Source organism: Stutzerimonas sp. 21-1 (assembly GCF_056336065.1).
Genome location: NZ_CM150500.1, coordinates 1,809,582 through 1,826,508 on the forward strand (window position 1 = coordinate 1,809,582; position 16,927 = coordinate 1,826,508).

The 16,927-nt window shown below is 62.2% G+C and carries 16 protein-coding genes; 9 read left to right on the plus strand and 7 right to left on the minus strand.

What is annotated here, in order from left to right; translation table 11 throughout:
* Positions 1-130: 130 nt before the first annotated feature.
* On the plus strand, positions 131-1,576 hold the full coding sequence (locus AC0ZJQ_RS08845; RefSeq protein ID WP_155552647.1) for an HDOD domain-containing protein: 1,446 nt from the start codon (positions 131-133) through the stop codon (positions 1,574-1,576).
* A gap of 7 nt (positions 1,577-1,583) precedes the next feature.
* On the opposite strand, the gene AC0ZJQ_RS08850 is transcribed toward AC0ZJQ_RS08845, so the two are convergent.
* Positions 1,584-3,134, minus strand: a complete 1,551-nt coding sequence (locus AC0ZJQ_RS08850; protein WP_178091759.1) for a lytic transglycosylase — start codon at positions 3,132-3,134, stop codon at positions 1,584-1,586.
* A 100-nt stretch (positions 3,135-3,234) separates the two neighbouring features.
* Positions 3,235-4,014: a hydroxyacylglutathione hydrolase gene (gloB, locus tag AC0ZJQ_RS08855; RefSeq protein ID WP_155552648.1), complete on the minus strand. Its 780-nt coding sequence runs from the start codon at positions 4,012-4,014 to the stop codon at positions 3,235-3,237.
* 107 nt (positions 4,015-4,121) lie between these two features.
* Between gloB and AC0ZJQ_RS08860 the strand changes: the two genes are divergently transcribed.
* The 7 genes from AC0ZJQ_RS08860 (at position 4,122) to nudC (ending at position 12,021) form a co-directional block, all read left to right on the plus strand.
* Complete coding sequence (locus AC0ZJQ_RS08860) at positions 4,122-4,877, plus strand: class I SAM-dependent methyltransferase (protein ID WP_054093069.1); 756 nt, start codon at positions 4,122-4,124, stop codon at positions 4,875-4,877.
* Positions 4,878-4,934: 57 nt separating this feature from the next.
* A complete protein-coding gene (gene rnhA / locus AC0ZJQ_RS08865) occupies positions 4,935-5,390 on the plus strand; it encodes a ribonuclease HI (RefSeq protein WP_008567879.1) in 456 nt (151 codons plus the stop codon).
* A gap of 12 nt (positions 5,391-5,402) precedes the next feature.
* Complete coding sequence (dnaQ, locus tag AC0ZJQ_RS08870) at positions 5,403-6,131, plus strand: DNA polymerase III subunit epsilon (RefSeq protein WP_476477685.1); 729 nt, start codon at positions 5,403-5,405, stop codon at positions 6,129-6,131.
* A gap of 66 nt (positions 6,132-6,197) precedes the next feature.
* Positions 6,198-8,450, plus strand: a complete 2,253-nt coding sequence (locus tag AC0ZJQ_RS08875) for an Orn/Lys/Arg family decarboxylase (protein ID WP_301617932.1) — start codon at positions 6,198-6,200, stop codon at positions 8,448-8,450.
* A 205-nt stretch (positions 8,451-8,655) separates the two neighbouring features.
* A complete protein-coding gene (locus tag AC0ZJQ_RS08880; RefSeq protein ID WP_178091763.1) occupies positions 8,656-9,468 on the plus strand; it encodes a crotonase/enoyl-CoA hydratase family protein in 813 nt (270 codons plus the stop codon).
* A gap of 37 nt (positions 9,469-9,505) precedes the next feature.
* Complete coding sequence (locus tag AC0ZJQ_RS08885) at positions 9,506-11,188, plus strand: FimL-related protein (protein ID WP_476477767.1); 1,683 nt, start codon at positions 9,506-9,508, stop codon at positions 11,186-11,188.
* Positions 11,188-12,021, plus strand: a complete 834-nt coding sequence (nudC, locus tag AC0ZJQ_RS08890) for an NAD(+) diphosphatase (protein WP_155552656.1) — start codon at positions 11,188-11,190, stop codon at positions 12,019-12,021. The genes AC0ZJQ_RS08885 and nudC overlap by 1 nt, the downstream gene beginning before the upstream one ends.
* Here nudC and AC0ZJQ_RS08895 read toward each other — a convergent pair.
* Positions 11,989-12,777 carry a TSUP family transporter gene (locus AC0ZJQ_RS08895; protein WP_138299963.1) on the minus strand — a complete coding sequence of 263 codons (789 nt, stop codon included), beginning with the start codon at positions 12,775-12,777 and terminating at the stop codon, positions 11,989-11,991. The genes nudC and AC0ZJQ_RS08895 overlap by 33 nt on opposite strands.
* A 195-nt stretch (positions 12,778-12,972) precedes the next feature.
* Between AC0ZJQ_RS08895 and AC0ZJQ_RS08900 the strand changes: the two genes are divergently transcribed.
* Positions 12,973-13,617, plus strand: a complete 645-nt coding sequence (locus AC0ZJQ_RS08900; protein ID WP_476477686.1) for a hypothetical protein — start codon at positions 12,973-12,975, stop codon at positions 13,615-13,617.
* 64 nt (positions 13,618-13,681) lie between these two features.
* On the opposite strand, the gene AC0ZJQ_RS08905 is transcribed toward AC0ZJQ_RS08900, so the two are convergent.
* The 4 genes from AC0ZJQ_RS08905 to AC0ZJQ_RS08920 all read right to left on the minus strand — a co-directional run bounded on the left by AC0ZJQ_RS08905 (position 13,682) and on the right by AC0ZJQ_RS08920 (position 16,862).
* The gene (locus tag AC0ZJQ_RS08905; protein ID WP_102828356.1) at positions 13,682-14,449 is read right to left on the minus strand and encodes an SDR family oxidoreductase; all 768 of its coding nucleotides are present in this window, start codon (positions 14,447-14,449) and stop codon (positions 13,682-13,684) included.
* A gap of 55 nt (positions 14,450-14,504) precedes the next feature.
* Complete coding sequence (locus tag AC0ZJQ_RS08910) at positions 14,505-15,572, minus strand: phosphotransferase family protein (protein ID WP_476477687.1); 1,068 nt, start codon at positions 15,570-15,572, stop codon at positions 14,505-14,507.
* 202 nt (positions 15,573-15,774) lie between these two features.
* Positions 15,775-16,089, minus strand: coding sequence for an SCP2 sterol-binding domain-containing protein (locus AC0ZJQ_RS08915; protein WP_008567867.1), 315 nt, complete (start codon positions 16,087-16,089; stop codon positions 15,775-15,777).
* 62 nt (positions 16,090-16,151) lie between these two features.
* The gene (locus tag AC0ZJQ_RS08920) at positions 16,152-16,862 is read right to left on the minus strand and encodes a histidine phosphatase family protein (protein WP_476477688.1); all 711 of its coding nucleotides are present in this window, start codon (positions 16,860-16,862) and stop codon (positions 16,152-16,154) included.
* Positions 16,863-16,927 lie beyond the last annotated feature (65 nt).

Below are 16,927 nucleotides of genomic sequence, written 5' to 3' on the forward strand. Positions count from 1 at the left end.
CCGATCCATGGCGCTTTCGGGCTTCTCGGCCGGGTACAGTAACAGCTTGTCTGCGCTGGAAAAAGGCAGATGGAGTCGGGCAAACTGCCAGCTAATTAAATATGCCGTCGAAGCGGCAAGGTGGCCTGCGTTGGGTGCACGTAGTCAGGGTTTGCAGGCTTGGATCGAACGCCTGAACCAATCCGAATTGCCGGCGCTGGCCGGGGTGGTCCAGGACCTGCAGCGGCTGACCCAGGAGCAGCATGCTTCGGTGCAACAACTGGCCGATGTCCTGTTGCGCGACGCGGCGCTCACCTCGAAGGTCCTGCGGATCGGCAACAGCAGCTATTACAACCCCTCGCAGGAGGCCATCAAGACGATCACCCGCGCGATCGTCATGATCGGCTTCGACAACGTCCGCCTGATCAGCCTGTCGGTGAGCCTGATTGACGGCTTGCTCGACCGGGCGCCGCGACACCAACTGCAGGAATTGCTGGCTCGCTCCTTTCATGCAGCGGTACAGGCACGCAATGTTTCCGGCTATGTGATGCCGCGCCACGAGGAAGAGGTGTTCATCGCAGCGCTGCTGTTCAACGTCGGCGAGTTGGCGTTCTGGGGCTGCGGTGGCGAGCAGGCTGATGAACTGGCGGCGATGCTTGCGCAGCCCGGAGTGAAGGCCGAGGAGGCCGTACAGCAGGTGCTGGGTACAAGTTTCCGCCAACTGACGTTGGGACTGACCAAGAGCTGGAACCTCGGCGAGCTGATCTCGCTCGCGCACAGTGCAGCCAGCAGCAGCGATGCCGGGGTGCGCTCGGTGTCGCTCGGTGTGCGGATCAGCGAGGCGGCGCTGGAGGGCTGGGGATCGTCACGCATGAGCGGACTTATCAGCGAGTACGCCGCCTTTACCGGCGTGACCGAAGAGGATGCGCTGCGACTGATCCTGGCCAGCGCCGACGAGGCGGTGGAGGTCGCCTCGACGTTCGGCGCCGATAGGCTGTGTCGACTGATTCCCAGCACCGATCCGGAGCAGATTCAGCTGCAGCAGTCGCAGCGCCAGGCCAGTCTGCTGCAACCGAATCTGCTGAAGATGCAGCAGGCCTTGCAGGATCTGGGGCTGATGGCGACGCGTGGTGGCGATGTTGGGTTGATTCTGCAAACGCTGCTCGACGGGCTTCATTACGGCGCCGGGCTGGAGCGGGTGATGGTCGCTGTGCTGGCCGACCGGCAGACGTGCTTCCGAGTACGTGGCGCGATCGGCGAGGGCACTCAGAAGTGGGCGGAAGAGTTCCTGCTTCCGGCCGAGCAGCCCGAACAGCCGCACATCTTCAGTTACGCCCTGCGTCAGCGGCAATCGCTCTGGATGGGGGTGCCGGCCAGTTACAACCTTGAGGACCTGGTGACGCAACCGATCCGGCAGTGGCTGGGCAAAGGCATGTTCTTCATTGCGCCGCTCATGGCGGGCACCCATGAGATCGGTGTGCTGTACGCCGATTGTCGAATATCGGCGCGCGCGCTCAAGCATGAGCAGTTCGTGGCGTTCCAGCGCTTCACCCAGTTGGTCGGGCGTTGTCTCGCATCGCTATCGCGGCGCAGCTGACGCGCGATCAGTTCGGCAGGTAGAGCGTGAGCAGCTGTCCGGGGCGCAGCACCTGTGTCCCCTTGGGATTCCAGTTCTTCAACTTGCTGACGTGGACGTTGAAGCGTTTGGCGATCTGGTACAGCGAATCGCCCTTGCGTACCTTGTAGTAAGTCGGTGCCGCTGCCTTGGTGGCGCTCGCGGGCGCCGGGCCTTGCAGAAAGAGCGCCTGACCTACCTTCAAGCTGCTGCCGGAGAGCTTGTTCCAGCGCTGGAGATCGCGTACCGACACCCGCTGGGCCTTGGCAATATCCCATAGGTTGTCGCCGGCCTTGACGCGATAGCTACGCGGCGCACTAGGCGTGCGGCGCGCGACGGCCTGGAGCAACTCACCTGCCGGTTCGCTGCCAATGCGCGAGGGAATGCTGAGGACCTGACCGATGCGTAGCCGGTTGCTGCGCAGACGATTGAGGTCGCGCAGCGTGGTGACACTGACCTGATGGCGCTCGGCAATGCTGCTGAGGGTGTCGCCCGGTCGTACGCTGTACTGCTGCCAGTTGGCCATGTCCTGCGGCTTCATCAGCGCCAGGTTAGCAGTCAGCATTTCGGCCTTGTCCAGCGGTACCAACAGCTGCTGCGGGCCGTCGAGCGTGATACGCCGGGTGAATGCCGGATTCAGCTGATAGAGCTCGTCTTCATCAAGGTCCGCCATCTGCGCGATCTGCGCCAGGTCCATGCGCTGCTTGAGCGTCACCACCTCGAAGTAGGGCTCGTTGGCGATTGGGCTGAGCGTAATGCCGTAGGCTTCCGGCGCGTTGACCAGTTGCGACAGCGCAAGCAGCTTGGGTACGTAGTCACGCGTTTCGCGCGGCAGTGGCAGGTTCCAGTAATCGGTCGGCAGGCCGAGCTTCTGGTTGCGTTCGATGGCACGGCTGACGGTTCCTTCGCCAGCGTTGTAGGCCGCGAGGGCCAACAGCCAGTCGCCGTTGAACAGACCGTGCAGATAGCTCAGGTAGCGCAGGGCTGCGTTGGTCGAGGCAGTGATGTCGCGTCGGCCGTCGTACCAATTGGTCTGACGCAGGTTGAAATGGCGGCCGGTAGAGGGGATGAACTGCCACAGGCCTACCGCGTGGGCTGGGGAGTAGGCGAAGGGGTCGTAGGAGCTTTCGATTACTGGTAGCAGCGCCAGCTCCAGCGGCATGTCGCGCTCTTCCAGTCGTTCGACGATGTAATGAATGTACGGCCCACCGCGGGCGGTCGCCGTTTGAACGGAGCCGGGACGGCTCGCAAACAGAAGACGCTGCTGTTCGATGCGCGGATTGCTGTCCAGGTGCTCCTGCAGCATGAAACCATCGCGAATGCGTTCCCAGATGTCCTCGTGCTCCGGTGCCACGGACTTGTCCGACAGCCACAGAGGATCCTGCTCGATGGTGAGAGGGGTCACCGAACGAGTGGATGAGTAATCCTGCGGCGCGTTGCTCTGGCAGCCCGCAAGGGCCACGCAGAGGGCGGCGGCGAGTGCGCGTCCAGAGGCTGCCAAGGCGTCTGGAACGCAGCGTCTTCTGGGCGCTGGCGGCATTGGCTGGAGGTTTTCCGGGAAATAAAATTCGCCGGATTCTAGAAACCGGGTTCCGGTGGGTCAAGCGCACTGCCGCGTTTCGGGAACCCGTCGAGGTTGTTCAGAACCGATCTTTCCAGGCGCGCAGTGCCGCAAAAACCTCTGCTGACGCTTTCAATTCGGTCTCGCTGTGTGCTTGCGTGGCCGCGCGTACGGCGCCTATTCCGCAGCGTAGGAAGGGATTGGTCGCCAACTCGAGATCGATTCGCGTGGGCAGGCTGCTGCGGTTTGCCGCGCGGCGCTCGGTAACATCCTGCAAGCGTTTGCCGATCTCGCAATTGTTCGGTTCCACCGCCGTGGCGAAGCGTAGGTTGCTTAGCGTGTACTCATGGGTGCAGTAGACGAGTGTGCGTTCCGGCAATGCCGCCAGACGCTGCAACGATTCGTGCATCTGCTGTGGCGTGCCCTCGAACAGGCGCCCGCAGCCAGCGGCGAACAGCGTGTCACCACTCAGCAGCCACGGCTGTTCGTCATCGTGATGGTAATAGGCAATATGTCCAAGGGTATGGCCCGGAACCGCCAATACGAGCAACTCATGGCCGAGAATCCGAATTCGCTGGCCGTCTTGCAGGGCGTGATCGCAACCGGGAATACGTTCGTTGGCTGGGCCGTGAACGCGAGCGCCGGTGCCCGCCTTCAGCGAGGCAATACCGCCGACGTGGTCATGATGGTGATGGGTGACGAGGATATCGGTCAGTTGCCAGTCCGGATTGGCCGCCAGCCATCCCAGTACTGGCGCAGCATCGCCGGGATCGACCGCTACGCAGCGGCGTTGCGTGTCATCCTGCAGCAGCCAGATATAGTTGTCGGTGAACGCGGGCAGTGCCTCGATCTTCAGCATGGTCGGGTCGCCAAGACAGTGACAAAGGCGCATCCTAGCAGGACATCGGCGAGCGTAAACCTAGCGAAACTGACATCGAAGGCAGGACCGAGCAAAGGAGCCCAACGATGAAACCGCAACCTTGCGCCCAGGCAAACGACCAGTGGCTGCGCATGATCGCAGAGGCCAACGACTGGTTCGCCGGCCCGCTGGGGCGTCAGCTGCTCGAGCAGGAGCAGCGCGTACTCGGTGATGAATTGAATCGCTGCTTCGGCAGCTATCTGGTGCATTACGGCCCGTTTTCCGGCGCCTCGGTCGTGCCGCCGAAGATCAAACGTAGCGTCAGGCTTGGGGCAGCGTTTGCCGGGGTGGAAATTGTCTGCGAGGAGCAGGCCTGGCCGCTCGGCGAGCACGCGGCCGACGTGGTGCTGCTGCAACACGGCCTGGATTTCAGTCTGTCCCCGCACGCCTTGTTGCGGGAAGCGGCGCGAAGCGTGCGTCCGGGCGGACATTTGCTGATCGTCGGTATCAATCCCTGGAGCCTGTGGGGTGCCCGTCGTCTGGTGTCGCGCGAGCCGTTGCGGCAGGCCCGCTGCATTCGTCCGACACGGGTCGCGGACTGGCTCAACCTGCTCGGATTTGCGCTGGAGAATCGGCGTTTCGGGTGCTATTGTCCGCCGCTTTCTTCGGGCGAGTGGCAATCGCGCCTGCTGCGGCTGGAGTCGCTGGGGCAGCGTTTGCAGGCGCCAAATGGCGGATTCTACGTCCTGGTGGCGCGCAAGCTGATGATCGGCTTGCGCCCGCTGCGTGAGCAGCGCCGCGAGCGCATGGGCAAGCTGCTGCCGCTGCCGGTGGCCAAGGTCAGCCGCCGGGATGCCGAGTAATCGAGCGTCGGCACCCTTGCACCACGCCATTCCGATTGACAGGGTAAGCACTTTCTCATGAGCGACGAGCTGGTCGAAATCTATACGGATGGCGCCTGCAAAGGTAATCCGGGCCCCGGTGGCTGGGGGGCGCTACTGATATATAAGGGTGTCAAACGCGAGCTCTGGGGCGGCGAGGCGCAGACGACCAACAACCGCATGGAGCTGATGGCGGCGATTCGTGCGCTTGCCGAGCTCAAGCGTCCCTGCCAGGTGTGTCTGGTGACCGACTCTCAGTACGTGATGCAGGGCATCAACGATTGGCTGCCGAACTGGAAGAAGCGCGGCTGGAAAACGGCCAGCAAGCAGCCGGTTAAGAACGCCGATCTTTGGCAGCAGCTCGACGAGCAGGTCAATCGTCATCAGGTCAGCTGGAAATGGGTGCGCGGGCATACCGGCCATCCGGGCAATGAGCAGGCCGATCTGCTGGCCAACCGCGGCGTGGTGCAGGCCAAACGTCAACCGATTGTGTAAGCGAGCGAAGACATGCGTAGCGTAGTGCTGGATACCGAAACCACGGGCATGCCGGTGACCGATGGTCACCGGATCATCGAAATCGGCTGCGTCGAAGTGATCGGCCGGCGCCTGACCGGACGGCACTACCATGTCTACCTGCAGCCGGACCGTGAGGTAGACGAGGGCGCGATCACCGTTCACGGCATCACCAACGAGTTTCTCGCCGACAAGCCGCGTTTCCGTGATGTCGCCGATGAGTTCTTTGAGTTCATCCGGGACGCGCAGCTGGTTATCCATAACGCGGCGTTCGATATCGGGTTCATCAACAACGAATTTGCCCTGCTCGGTCAGCAGGAGCGCGCCGAGATCACCGATCATTGCTCGGTGCTCGATACCCTGCTGATGGCCCGAGAGCGCCACCCGGGCCAGCGCAACAGCCTGGACGCGTTGTGCAAGCGCTATGGCGTGGACAACTCGGGCCGCGACTTGCACGGCGCACTGCTCGACGCCGAGATTCTCGCCGATGTCTGGCTGACCATGACCGGCGGGCAGACCAACCTTTCGCTGGCTGGCGACGGCGCCGACACCGGCAACGGTGGGCGACCGCAGCCGAGCCCGATTCGCCGGCTGCCGGCTGATCGGCAGCGCACCATCGTGCTGCGCGCCAGCGAAGAGGAGATGGCCGCGCATGCCGCGCGTCTTGCGGTGATTGAGAAGGCCAGCGGCGCGGCGCCGTTGTGGGCGCAACTGGACGGCTGACGGTTTCCCCTATCGTTTTTGCGGCGGCGCTTCTACCCTGAGGTTGATACTCCTAGGGAAACGCTCATGTACAAAGACCTGAAGTTTCCGGTTCTCATCGTTCATCGCGACATCAAGGCCGACACCGTTGCCGGCGAACGCATTCGCGGCATCGCCGCAGAACTCGAGCAGGACGGCTTCGCCATCCTGCCAACTGCCAGTTCGGCCGAAGGCCGCATCGTTGCTTCAACTCACCACGGTCTGGCCTGCATTCTGGTGGCGGCCGAAGGCGCTGGCGAAAACCAGCGGCTGCTGCACGACGTAGTGGAGCTGATTCGGGTGGCACGCCGTCGTGCGCCGAAGCTGCCGATCTTCGCGCTCGGCGAGCAGATCACGATCGAGAACGCTCCGGCCGAGGCGATGGCCGATCTCAACGAGCTGCGCGGCCTGCTGTACCTGTACGAAGACACCGTGCCGTTTCTCGCCCGCCAGGTGGCGCGTGCTGCGCGCAGCTACCTCGAGGATCTGCTGCCACCGTTCTTTCGTGCGCTGGTGCAGCACACTCATGACTCCAACTATTCCTGGCATACGCCCGGACACGGCGGCGGTGTGGCCTATCGCAAGAGCCCCGTGGGGCAGGCGTTCCACCAGTTCTTCGGCGAGAACACGCTGCGTTCCGACCTTTCGGTGTCGGTGCCCGAACTCGGTTCGCTGCTCGATCACACCGGTCCGCTGGCAGCTGCGGAGGCGCGGGCGGCGCGCAATTTCGGCGCCGACCATACCTTCTTCGTCATCAACGGCACCTCGACGGCAAACAAGATCGTCTGGCATTCGATGGTCGCGCGCGACGATCTGGTGCTGGTCGACCGCAACTGCCACAAGTCGATCCTGCACGCGATCATCATGACCGGCGCGATTCCGCTGTATCTCTCGCCGGCGCGCAATGAACTAGGCATCATTGGTCCGATCCCGCTGTCGGAGTTCAGTCGCGAGTCGATCGCAGCCAAGATCGATGCCAACCCGCTGGCCCGCGGCCGGGCGCCGAAGGTGAAGCTCGCGGTTATCACCAACTCGACCTACGACGGCCTGTGCTACAACGCCAACTTGATCAAGCGCGCGCTGGTCGACAGCGTCGAAGTGCTGCATTTCGACGAAGCCTGGTTTGCCTATGCCGCGTTTCACGAGTTTTATGACGGCCGCTACGGGATGGACACGCGCGAGCAAGGCCCGCTGGTGTTTACCACTCACTCGACGCACAAGCTGCTGGCGGCGTTCAGCCAGGCCTCGATGATTCACGTGCTCGACAGCCGGACACGGCAGCTGGACCGTGACCGCTTCAACGAGGCGTTCATGATGCACACCTCCACATCACCGCAGTACGGCATCCTCGCCTCGCTGGACGTGGCGTCGGCCATGATGGAAGGCCCGGCAGGGCGATCGCTGATCCAGGAAACCTTCGATGAGGCGCTGAGTTTTCGCCGCGCACTGGCCAACTTGCGCCAGCACATTGCCGAAGACGACTGGTGGTTCACCATCTGGCAGCCGCCCAAGGTTGACGGTGCCGAAGCGCCGTCAGCGGCCGACTGGCTGCTGGAGCCGGAGGCCGAGTGGCACGGTTTCGGCGAGATGGCCGAGGACTACGTGCTGCTCGACCCGATCAAAGTGACGCTGGCTACCCCTGGCCTCAATGCCGCCGGCATGCTGAGCGACCGCGGCATCCCCGCGGCGGTGGTCAGCAAGTTCCTCTGGGAACGCGGCCTGGTGGTGGAGAAGACCGGCCTGTACTCGATGCTGGTGCTGTTCTCCATGGGAATCACCAAGGGAAAGTGGAGCACCCTGCTGACCGAGTTGCTGGAGTTCAAGCGCCACTATGACGCCAATCGCCCGCTATGCGAGGCGCTGCCGTCCATCGCGCGTGCCGGGGGCGTCGCCTACGAGGGCATGGGATTGCGCGACCTGTGCGACGAACTGCATCGCTGTTATCGCGAGAACGCGACCGCACGGGCGATGCGGCGGATGTACACGGTTTTGCCGGAGCTCGCGCTCAAGCCAGCCGATGCCTATGACAAGCTGGTGCGCGGGGAGGTGGAAGCGGTGTCCATCGACGAACTGGAAGGGCGAATCTGTGCGGTCATGCTGGTGCCGTATCCGCCGGGAATCCCACTGATCATGCCAGGCGAACGCTTTACGCCGCAGACCCGTTCGATTGTGGATTATCTTCGTTTCGCTCGCGCGTTCGCCGAGCGCTTCCCGGGCTTCGACGCCGACGTGCATGGTCTGCAGAAGGAGCAGGCTGCGGCAGGCACCTTGTATACCGTGGATTGTGTGCGCGAAGCTTGAGCGGCTTTTTTACAAGCCGTTCAGTGGGTTATGGCGAACGTTCATTGTGCGCTGAGCATGCGTGGTCTGTTTCACATCGTCCGCATCGACATGCACCGGCCCGCGGGCCGCTTGTTATAGTTGCGCCGCTAGAAACAGGCCGTCAGACAAAAGAGTTTCCATGCCGCCTGCCGCGCTTGCTGCATCGGCTGCCGAGGATCGTAGCGTGAACCAATACCAAGCCTTTCGTGTCGAGCTGGCTGATAAAGTCGCAAATGTCGTAATTAATCGGCCGGAGAAGATCAATGCGATGAACGCGGCCTTCTGGACCGAGATCATCGATATCTTCAACTGGATCGACGAAACCGACGACGTTCGTGTCGTGGTGCTCAGCGGAGCGGGTGCGCATTTTTCCTCGGGTATCGATCTGCAGCTGCTGGCGCAGGTGGGTGGCGAGCTGGGCAAGGATGTCGGGCGCAACGCCGAAAAACTGCGGCGCAAGATTCTCTCGCTCCAGGCTTCGTTCAACGCGGTCGACAACTGTCGCAAGCCGGTCATCGCGGCGATCCAGGGCTACTGCCTGGGCGGTGCGATCGACCTGATCTCCGCGTGCGACATGCGCTACAGCACCAGCGATGCGCAGTTTTCGATCAAGGAAATCGACATGGGCATGGCGGCCGATGTCGGTACCCTACAACGGCTCCCGCGAATCATCGGCGACGGCATGATGCGCGAGCTCGCCTTTACTGGCCGCACCATCGATGGCGAAGAAGCGCGTGCGATTGGCCTGGTCAACCGTACCTACGCTGATCAGCAGGCATTGCAGGACGGCGTACAGGCCCTGGCGCGACAGATTGCGGAAAAGTCGCCGCTGGCGATTCGCGGCACCAAGGAGATGATCCGCTACATGCGCGACCATCGGGTCGATGACGGCTTGGAGTACATTGCCACCTGGAACGCCGCAATGCTGCAGGCGGCCGATCTTCGGGTTGCAGTTACCGCACACATGACCAAACAGAAGCCGGACTTTGCCGACTGATGCGTCACAACAACGCTGCGCGGGAGGCGCACTAGGCATGGTTACTGGAGCTACATCGCTCGGTCTGGTTCGCGACGAACTGTTCGCCACGATGGAAGAGGCGGAGCAGAGCCTCGAACACTTCATCATCGATCGCAACAATGGCGGCTTGCTGCAGCAGGCGGTGGAGAATCTCAAGCAGGTTCGTGGCACGCTCAACCTCATCGAGTTGGCCGGAGCGGAGCTGCTGGCGCAGGAAGTGCTGCAGCTCGCGATGGATATCCCGGTGGGAGCCAGCGAAGAGCGTGACAGTCAGATGGCGGCGATGAGCAACGGCCTGTATGTGCTGCGGCGCTATCTCGAAAGTGTCGATGCGAGCCGGCAGGAAATGCCCGAGCTCTTGCTTCCGGCGATCAATGCCTTGCGTCTGGCGGCTTCGCAACCGCTGCTGCCGGAGAGCTTCTTTTTCAGTGCGCGCCTGGATCATGCGCGTCCGGTAAGCCTGTCGCACGCGCGGCCTGTCGCGGACTTGAATGCCGAGACGCGACGCATGCGGCACATGTACCAGATCGGTCTGCTAGGTTTCCTCCGCGAGGAGAACCTGGCTGCCAGCCTGAGATTGATGGCCCGGGCGCTAGGGCGCCTTGAGCAGCTCTATGCCCACCTGCCGGCCGGTCGTTTGTGCTGGATCGGTGGTGCGGCGCTTGAGAGTCAGCTCGACGGCCAGTTACTGCCGCGCAAATCGCGCAAGCAGCTGTTTTCCCGTCTGGATCGTGAGCTCAAGCAGCTGCTCGGCAATCCTGACTATGAAACCTCGCGCAGCCTGCTCAAGGAGTTGCTGTATCTGGTTGCGCTGGCCGACAGCGCGGGGCCGCTCGCGATGCAGGTGCGAGAGGTGTTTGCGCTCGGGGCGTTGCCGTTCACCGATCACATGCTCGAGGAAGAGTCCCAGCGTCTGGCGGGCCCCGGTCAGGGGGTTATGCGTTCGCTGTCCTCCGCCATCCGCGAAGAGCTGGCCAGCCTGAAGGATTTGCTGGATCTCATTGAGCGCGGGACGGCACCCGCCGAGGCCTTCGCCAATCTGCACACGCTGCTTGGCAAACTGGCCAAGACGCTCGGCATGGTCGGTTTGTCTTCGGCCGCCAACACGCTGCATACGCAGCTTGCCGTGGTTTCCGGCTGGACGCAGGAGCAGCCTGCGCAGGCGCAGGAGCTGCTTCGCTTGGCCGACGCGGTGCTCTATGTGGAAAGCATGGTCGCCAGCCTGGAGAAGGGTGAACGCCGGGAGGGGCGGCTGCCGCCGGCTGCGCCTGGTCTTGAAGCCGAGGCGTTTGCGAATCATCAGCTGACCGAGGCGTACATCGTGGTTATCGATGAGGCGTCCGCCGGTCTGGCACTGGCGAAACGTGCGATCACCGCCTATCTGGAATCCAACGGTGAAAAACTGCACCTGGCCAATGTGCCCTTCAGTCTGCAGTCCGTCCGCGGAGGCCTGCGCTTTCTTGAGCAGGAGCGTGCCGCAGAACTGATCGGCGCCTGTGCGGATTTCATTCAGAAACAGATGCTCGAATCCACCCAGATGCCTGCCGAACAGATGCTTGAGACCCTCGCCGACGCTTTGACCAGCCTGGAATATTATCTGGACGGCGGTGCGATATTGCGCCGTGATGATTCGCGCGCCAGCGTGCTCGATCTGGCCAGCGAAAGCGTTCGGGCGCTTGGAATGCCGGTCGCCGCCTGATGAGCTTGCGCTGGCACGCCGCCCTGCTCGATCCCGCTACGCCGGGAGGCTGGGCGGTGGTGCATTGCCAGCAGCAGTTTCTTTTCGACAGCAGCGGCGTGCTGTTTCCTCGTGATTGGCTCAAGCGCCTGGAGCTGCCGCTGCTGAGCGAGCAGGGGCTGGGCTACTTCGATGGCGATGCGGTGTTCCTGTACGAGCTGGACCGCCCGGCCGCCGTACCGGGTGCTGGCTGGCAGGGACTGCGGCAATTCATGCTGCAGAACGACGACCGCGATCTGTTTCGCATGCTTGGCTACGCCGCGCAAATCGGAACATGGGCGACGCAGCATCGCTTCTGTGGTCATTGCGGGGCGCGGATGCAACAGCATGCGCGCGAGCGCGCCATGCATTGCCCGGACTGCGGCATCCATCATTACCCGCGTCTTTCGCCCAGCATGATTGTGCTGGTCACCCGTGGGGACGAGTTGTTGCTCGCGCGCTCACCTCGTTTTGCTCCCGGGGTGTACAGCACGCTGGCCGGCTACGTCGAGCCGGGTGAATCGGTCGAGCAATGCGTCGAGCGTGAGGTACGCGAAGAGGTCGGTGTGTCGATCCACCCACCGCGCTACATCACCAGCCAGGGCTGGCCGTTCCCGCATTCGTTGATGCTGGGTTTTCACGCCGAATATGCAACCGGCGAGATTGTTCCTCAGCCCGAAGAAATCGAAGATGCTCGCTGGTTTTCCATTCATCGCCTGCCTGAATTACCTGCGCGCCAATCGATTGCCCGTTATCTGATCGAGCTCTACCTCGCGCGTCGTCTAGGCCGCGATGACCCAATGTTGCCAGGCTAGGCGCACGCTCAGCGCCAGTACCACCAGAATGAACACCGGACGGATGAACTTTGCGCCGCCATGGATGGCTGTGCGTGCGCCGAAATAGGCGCCACTCATCAAGGCGAGCCCCATGCCGATGCCCAGCACCCAGGCAACCTGTCCGGCAACGATGAAGACGCCCAGGGCAGCGGCATTGCTGACGAAGTTCATACTGCGCGCCACGCCACTGGCGCGTAGCAGATCCAGCGGATAAAGCAGCAGGCTGCTGACCGTCCAGAATGCCCCGGTGCCTGGCCCCGCGACACCGTCATAGAAACCCAGCCCCAAGCCTTGCGGCCATTGGCGACGCGGAGCGATGAGTAGCGGGGTAGTCGCGGCCGTACCGGTTGGCGTACGACTGAACAGCAGGTACAAGCCGCAGCCACAGACCACCAGCGGCAGCATCTGATTCAACCAGCTTGCCGGCAACCGATGGGCAACGGCAGCGCCAAGCGTGGCTCCGATTGCCGTGCCGAGCAGCGCCCGTCGCCAGAGCTGCGGATCGAACAGGCGTCGCCGATAAAAGGTGTAGCTTGCCGTGGCTGAACCGAAGGTTGCGCAGAGCTTGTTGGTGCCCAGCACCAGATGCGGTGGTAGCCCTGCGGTTAGCAGCGCAGGAATGGTCAGCAGCCCGCCGCCACCAGCGATCGCATCGATGAAGCCGGCGATGAACGCCACGACAATCAGTGCCAGCAGGGAAAGAGGATCGAGTGCGAGTTCGAACGCGAATGGCATCGGGTACTCGTGAGGCCGGGAAGAGGGCCTCCAGCATAAGACGATGCCTGCAACAAGTCAGCGGGACCCATACCGTCGATGGCTGATATCGCACGCAGGCGAAGTTGCCGAGGCGTGATGGATGTCCCACCACCATGCTGGATGCCTGCCCGAACGCTGCGGATAATGCCGCACTCGTTGGGAGAGGCAGCATTCATGCAATATCTCGGGCTTGCGTTGGTGGTGGCGTTACTCGCGCTGGTGGTTCTGTTGGTGGCGTTGCGGGTGCTGTTTGGTGGCAGTTGGCTGCTCGGCTGGCTGCGAGGCACGTTCGGCATGCTGCTGGTCGTACTTACCGCGATGATTGGCCTCATCGCGTACGAAGTTCGCGACTACCAGGCCATAGCGAACGGCACTCCGCTGGCGACGGTCGTCTTCCATGCACAGGGCAAGCAGCGCTACGAGGTTGAGCTTCGGCAGGCCACCCGGCAGCGCTCGGCGGTTGTAGAGGGGGACTTGTGGCAACTGGAGGTGCACATGCTGCGCTGGAGCGGACTGGCTGCGCTGATCGGGCTGGAGCCAGGTTATCGGCTGCAGGCGTTGTCAGGGCGCTATCTCTCGGTGGAGCAGCAGGAACAGGCGCGCCATACGCGGGTGCCGCTGACAAACAGCACAGCCGTGCCGGTCTGGGATTGGTTAAGGAGCCTGGACTGGAGCGTCCCGTTCATCGAGCCGCAGACACAGCGCGTGAGTTTCATGCCGCTGGTTGATGGCGCGGCTTTCCAGATCGAACAGACGGCGACCGGTTTGCTCGCATCGCCAGTGAACGCCGAAGCGCGCCAGGCGCTGAAAGACTGGTAGCGCACAACGCGCAACAAAAAAGGGAGCCTGATCGCTCCCTTTTTTATTGTTGTTGCATCGCCGATCAGGCCAGGTAGCCGCCGTCGACGTTGAGTGCCACACCGGTGGTGTAGCTGGACGCGTCGCTGGCGAGGTACAGCACGGCGCCGGCCATTTCGCTGGGATTGGCAACGCGGCGCAGGGGGATGTGCTGCAAGGCCGCCTCGCGGATGCTGTCATTCTTGACCAGTGCCGAAGCGAACTTGGTGTCGGTCAAGCCTGGCAGCAGGGCGTTGCAGCGGATGCCGAACTGCGCGCACTCCTTGGCGAAGGCCTTGGTCATGTTGATCACGGCGCCTTTGGTGATCGAATAGATACCTTGGAAATCGCCCGGCGAGACGCCATTGATCGAGGCGACGTTGATGATGCTGCCGCCACCCTGTTGGCGCATCAGCTTGCCGGCCTCGACGGACATATAGAAGTAGCCGCGCACGTTGACGTCGACGGTTTTCTGGAACGCCGCCACGTCGGTATCGAGGATGTGGCAGAACTGCGGGTTGGTGGCCGCGTTGTTCACCAGGATGTCGAGACGGCCGAACTCTTCGCGAATCCTGGCGAAGACCGCCTGAATCTGCTCCATTTCGCCGATATGGCAGGCCACGGCGGTGGCCTTGCCGCCATCGGCGATGATCGAGTCGGCCACGGCCTGACAGCCTTCGAGCTTGCGACTGGAGACGATCACGTGGGCACCCTGCTGGGCCAGCAGGCGGGCAATGGCTTCGCCGATGCCACGGCTGGCGCCAGAGACGAAGGCGATCTTGCCGTCCAGGTCGAACAGTTGGGTCTTGGACATCGATGGTTCCTCTTGTTGTTCGTGGTTCGGCCCCATCGCAGGAGCCGAAGTGGGTTCAGAGCTGAGAGTGCTCGATCACGTGCAGCGCTTTTTGTTCGAGCAACCGGTTCATGGTGATGAAGCGGGCGAAACGCTGGTCCTGCGTTTGCCCGTGATAGAAGCGGTAATAGATCTGCTGGATGATCCCGGCGAGCCGGAATAGGCCGTAGGTGTAATAGAAGTCGATACAGGGGATTTCGATGCCGGAGCGGCGAGCGTAGTACTCGACGAAGCTCGCGCGCGTGTGCATGCCGGGCAGGTGGCTGGGTTGCCGGCGCATGGCCTGCATGGCGGGCTGGTCGTTCGCTTCGATCCAGTAGGCCAGCGTATTGCCCAGATCCATGAGCGGATCGCCGATGGTGGTCATTTCCCAGTCCAGCACACCGATGATCTGCATCGGGTTTTGCGGGTCGAGGATAACGTTGTCGAAGCGGTAGTCGTTATGAACGATGCCGGGCTTGGGATGATCGGCCGGCATCTTGGCCTTCAGCCAGGCGACGACCGGCGTCCACTGCGGCGCATCGGGCGTCAGGGCGCGCTCGTAACGCTCGCTCCAGCCTTCGATCTGGCGTTTCACATAGCCTTCCGGTCGGCCCAGATCGGCCAGCCCACAGGCTTGGTAATCGACGTTGTGCAGCTCCACGAGCTTGTCGATGAAGCTTTCGCAAAGTGCGCGGGTCTGGCTTTCGTCGAAATTCAGCTCAGGTGGCAGCTCGGCACGCAGAATGATGCCGTTGACGCGTTCCATCACGTAGAACTCGGCGCCGATTACCGATTCGTCGGTGCAATAGGCGTAGGCCTTGGGGCAATACGGAAACCCGGCGTTCAGCTGGTTGAGGATGCGGAACTCGCGGCCCATGTCGTGGGCCGACTTGGCCTTGCGGCCAAAGGGTGGGCGGCGCAGCACCAGCTCACGGTTCGGGTATTCGAGCAGGTAGGTGAGATTCGATGCGCCGCCGGGAAACTGCGAAATCCGCGGGCTGCCTTCCAAATCGGCTATGTGCGCCTTGAGGTAGCGTTCCACAGCCTCGACCGGTAGCTCCTCGCCTTCGCGGATACCCGTGGTTTGATCCGTAAGCGCCATGTTTTATCCCTTCTGCTTATGTTTGGTGCTCGAGATGATTCAGTAATCTAATGCTGCGGGTGATGCGAACCAAGGTTGGCCAGCTGTTATTGGCGAAGATGTTGGTGCCCGATCAGGGTGGCTGATCGCTCCTGCAGCGGGCCCGGCTCATAAAAAAACCGAAGCCAGATGGCTTCGGTTTCGGTGTTGCGACTGGCTCGCCTTACGCGGGGAACAGTTCGCTGAGTTTCAATGCCAGCATCATGTCGCCTTCGGCGCGCAGCTTGCCGCCCATGAACGCCTGCATGCCGTCGGTTTCGCCGCTGACGATGCCCTGCATGGTTTCGCTATCCATGATCAGGGTGACGTTGGCATCGCTGGAGTCGCCCTGCTGCAGATCGCAGGTGCCGTCCTTGACGGTCAGGTAGTAGTTCTCGGCGTCGGTGATGTTGAACTGGAAGACCAGATCCAGGCCGGCGGCGGCGCTCGGGTTGAATTTGGACTGCATGCCCTTGAAGGTTTCGGCAACGTTGCTCATGACGTGTTCCTTTATTTTGATGTGGATGAAACATGCAGCCTGGGGCCGCTCTTGGGCTGGGCTTATCGGTGAGTGACAAGCTCCGGGTTCTTCAACAATTGCAGATGCGCATGACTGTTGAACGAAGCGAGCGCGACCTCGCGGCCGCGAAATTTCAACTGGCTGAGTGAGGTATTGACGATCTGCCAATTCAATTCGAATGCCTTCACGGCCGGTACGCCGATGATTCGCTGCAACAGCGCGGTAATGGTGCCGCCGGACGTGAAGACGGCGATCTTGTCGCTCTTTTCGGCCTGCTCGAGCAGGCGCTCCAGACCGCCGGTGACGCGTTCGAGAAAGCTGCTCCAGCTTTCCAGTTCTTCCTTTTCATGTTCACCGGAAATCCAGCGGTGCACGACAAAGGTGAACAGACGCTGAAATTCCGCGCGATGACTGGCGGCATTGCGCAGGATATGCAGGGCGTTCGGTTCGACTTCCAGCAGCTCGGGCAGATGCGCTCGAATCACCGCATCGGCTTGGAATTCGTTGAACGCTGCGTCGATTTCAAGCGACGGCGGACCTTTATCCGATCGATCCAGACGGGCGAGTGTGGTGCGGGCGGTGTCCTGCTGACGATGCAGTTCACCGCTGATGCAGCGATCGAAGCGGATGCCGAGCTGCGCCAGATAGTCGCCCAGCGCTTCAGCCTGGCGGTAGCCCAGAGGCGAGAGCACGTCGTAGTCCTGTGCACCGAAAGACGCCTGAGCATGTCTGATCAGGTAGATGCTGCCCATTGTGTTGTCGTGCCCGTTCGCTGGTTTTTCGCGAGGGTAGGAGGAGCGACGGGGAGTGTCAACGA